The 3,711-nt window shown below is 36.7% G+C and carries 3 protein-coding genes; all 3 read left to right on the top strand.

The features are described from left to right. Positions 1 to 1,738, top strand: a 1,738-nt coding sequence (locus H5072_RS14260; RefSeq protein WP_259395958.1) for a glycosyltransferase, incomplete at its 5' end; no start/stop codon positions are given. Positions 1,739 to 1,868: 130 nt separating this feature from the next. Further along, entirely contained in the window at positions 1,869 to 2,774 is a 906-nt protein-coding gene (locus H5072_RS14255) for a glycosyltransferase (RefSeq protein WP_002962427.1), read from the top strand. A 2-nt stretch (positions 2,775 to 2,776) separates the two neighbouring features. Then, positions 2,777 to 3,646 carry a glycosyltransferase family 2 protein gene (locus tag H5072_RS14250; protein ID WP_002962426.1) on the top strand — a complete coding sequence of 290 codons (870 nt, stop codon included), beginning with the start codon at positions 2,777 to 2,779 and terminating at the stop codon, positions 3,644 to 3,646. Positions 3,647 to 3,711 lie beyond the last annotated feature (65 nt).

The raw sequence follows: 3,711 nt of genomic DNA, 5'->3' as shown, positions 1-3,711 counted from the left end.
CAAAGGTCTTTTAAGTATTTTGCCTCAGAGCTTTGTTGATAAAGTAAAGCAGAATCCCAAGCTGGTGGCTGCGTATAGTCGTAACTTGCATAAAAGTGGTTTGTTATATCAGCTACAAACACTTGATGAGCTTAAGCGCTCTTACGATGACTATATTAACGAGCACAATTGCTACCTTGCTAGGCAAGTTAAGCACTTTGCAGAAGTCACCAATAGTGATTGTTCGTTAATTGTATGCGTTGCCGATTATAGCCCTAGTAAGTTATTGGCTACGTTTAATAGTATTAATGAGCAGCATGCCGCATTTTTAAATGTAGTTGTATATTGTAAGGTAAATAATCGAGTTGAAATAAATGAATTTTTAGCGCTAAACAGCGTTTTAAATTTTAAAGTTGTTGCAAGCTTAAGCGCTGAATGCTTACCCCGTGAGGTGGTTAATACCCCATGCTTTTTTGTTAACGCTGGTGATGTATTGCACCCGTATTTAGGATTTGTGTTAGCAACCGAGTTATCAAGCTCAGCTAAGCTTGCTTATGTTGATACCGACTCTTTAAACGCAAAGGATAAAAAAAGAGAGTTTGCCGATTTTAAACCCAGTTGGAATCCTGACTTACAGCTAACGAATGGCTATGTTAGCTCGGGTATTTGGGTTAAAAACTTAAATGACTTTAATGTTATAAAGCTACCCCTTAACGAATTTATGTTAAGTGTATTTATGTGTACTAGTTATATAAACAACCCTAACATAAATGTTGAGCATATAGCTCAAGTGTTGCTTTCTCGCCCATCCAACTTACCTAAATTTAGTAATGCTACACATCAATTAAGTGCTTTATATGCGCCATTTGCGAGTGTCATCCCCTCTAATTTACCCAGTGTATATTTACGGTGGCATCTAAATACACAGCCGCTGGTGTCAATAATTATACCTACACGTAACGGCTTGGATCTGGTAAAAGCGTGTGTTGAGTCAATATTAAGTAAAACAACTTATAGCAATTATGAAATATTACTTATTGATAATGGCTCTGATGACCCAAAGTGCCTTAAATATTTTAATGAGTTAAGCAAGCATTCAAAAATTAAGGTGTTTAATTACGCCGCCGAATTTAATTACTCGGCTATAAATAATTTTGCAGCTAAAAAAGCCTCGGGCGAGGTATTGGCATTAGTAAATAACGATATTGAAGTTATTGAACCTGATTGGCTGTTAAACATGGTTAGCCATGTTATGCGAGATGATATAGGTTGTGTGGGTGCAAAGCTTTTGTATTCAGATAATCGTATTCAGCACGCGGGAGTTGTATTGGGCTATGGTGGCGGTGCAGGGCATGGGCATAAGTACTTTCCTGATGATCATTTTGGTTATATGAATCGCTTGGTTGCTACTCAAAATTATAGTGCGGTAACTGCTGCGTGTTTACTTATAAAAGCAGATGATTTCTGGGCCGTTGGGGGCCTTAACGCTGAGAAGTTGGCCATTGCGTTTAACGATGTTGATTTATGTTTAAAAGTACTGCAGTTAGGTAGACGAAACTTATATTGTGCAGAAGCTATTTTGTACCATCATGAGTCTGTATCGCGCGGGCACGAAGATACGCCTGAAAAAGTGCGGCGCTTTAATGCTGAGCTTAATTATTTGCAAACTACGTGGTGTGATTTTATTGCTAACGACCCTGCATATAATCCTAATTTAACCCGTAGACGTGAAAACTTTGCGATTAAGCCTTTTAGGTAGTTAATAAAAAGTAAAACTAGCGTTATTATTCGTTATGTTTTTTTGTGTGCTTAATTAAAGTAAGCTAGAATTGCTTCTAGTTTGTAAATGACTGTTTGTTTGAGTTGTTTTATCTTTTTATAGAGAGAGTATGATCCCAATTTCGGCAACTAATAATCAGTTTATATTGCAGTCTACTTACCCAATTGCAAGTAGCGTAAGTGTTGTTTGTGGTATGTCTGTTTATATCAACGACCGGCTAGAGTGGGTAAAACAAGCAGTTGAGAGTGTTTTAAACCAAACTTTACCTGCTGATTTATTTATGATTGTGCTCGATGGTGAAGTAGCAGACGATATTGCTATTTACTTAACTAAAATAGAAAAACAACACCCAAATTTAGCGCTAGTGCATGGCCTAAAAAATAAAGGGTTAAGCACATGCATGAACTACATTATCGACTCAACCTTACCACTAAATCCAGAATACTTTTTTAGAATGGATGCCGATGATATTTGCGTACCTCACCGTTTTGAAAAACAAGTTACTTTACTAAATAAGCATCAAGATGTTGATGTGCTCGGCTCTGCTTTGTGGGAAGTAGACGAACAAGGTAACAGAGCAGGTATACGTAGGTTACCCCTTACCCATTCTAAATTAATTTGCGCTTTTTCGCGTCGTTGCCCTATAAACCATCCTACGGTTGCTATTAGGTATAGTGTATTTGCACGTGGGCATAGGTATTTAACTAATATGCTTAACACTCAAGACTATTTTTTATGGATAGCACTGGCAAAAGATGGCTGCAAATTTGCGAATGTAAAAGAGCCATTACTTCATTTTAGGCGCATAAATGGTTTTTATAAGCGCCGTGGTAGAGGTAAGTCGGTAAATGAATTTAAAGCTAGGCTTTTAGCTATGGATTCCCTTAAGCAAAAGTCGTTACAAAATTATTGTTATGCGTTATTTGTATTAGTATTACGAATGATGCCTTCATGGATTATAAAAGTTGCATATAAAGCCGACCGCTTTATATTGGGCTTAAATAAACACAATTAATTATGATTGGTGCAGTTTTAGTTGTTTATAAGCCCGACCTAGCGTTAACAGAACGATTATTAACGCGTTTATATGGGCAAACAGAAGAAGTGGTTATAGTTGATAATAGCCCAACCCCTCACGATTTCACAAAAGTAATTAGTCATTACCATTATATTCATCTTGCTGATAACTCGGGTATTGCGCATGCGCATAATGCTGGGCTTATTTATCTTTTAAAAGCAGGGTGTGAGTATGCCATTTTACTTGACCAAGACAGCTTAATACCTACTGATATGGTTTTCAATTTAAGCAGTTTGCTTAAGGCATCTACTAAAGTGAAGCAAAATGTAGTTGCTATTGGCCCTAGAATTCGTTGTAGTTTTTCAGATAAAAAAGTAAACCCTATGGTTCAAAAAGAGGTGTTTGAATACGACGACCTAGTTGGTGTTACTCAAATTATTGCTTCAGGGATGATGATAGATTTAAGCGCTCTTGATCATATAGGTTTAAAAGACGAATCTTTATTTATTGATGGGGTTGACCATGAATGGTGCTGGCGTGCTCGAAGTATGGGGTTTGATATTGCTAAAGCCAAAAATATAGAAATGGTTCATCGTTTAGGAGACTCTCGCAGTAAGTTTGTGGGTATAACTTATAAAGTTGGTGCCCCAATTAGGCTGTATTATCAGTTTAGAAATATTTTATTGTTGAGCCGCAGGGCTTACGTTCCAAATTATTGGAAAGTAAGGTGTTTGTTTTTTATGCCGATTCGCTTTTTTTTAAATTCTGTTATGCAAAAAAATAGACGTAAGCGCTTTGGGTTTATGCTCAAAGGTATTTACGATGGATTGCTAGGTAGAAAAGGCTCTTATGATAAACATTGGAAATAATATAAAAAGAGCGACTATATAGGTTTTGTAATCACTCATAAAATGAGTGATTACCACCACTGAGA

The organism is Pseudoalteromonas sp. SR45-5 (assembly GCF_014163565.1).
Taxonomy (GTDB): domain Bacteria; phylum Pseudomonadota; class Gammaproteobacteria; order Enterobacterales; family Alteromonadaceae; genus Pseudoalteromonas; species Pseudoalteromonas distincta.
The sequence above is the reverse complement of the archived record's forward strand: the minus strand, read 5'-3'. Positions and strand labels throughout refer to the sequence as shown.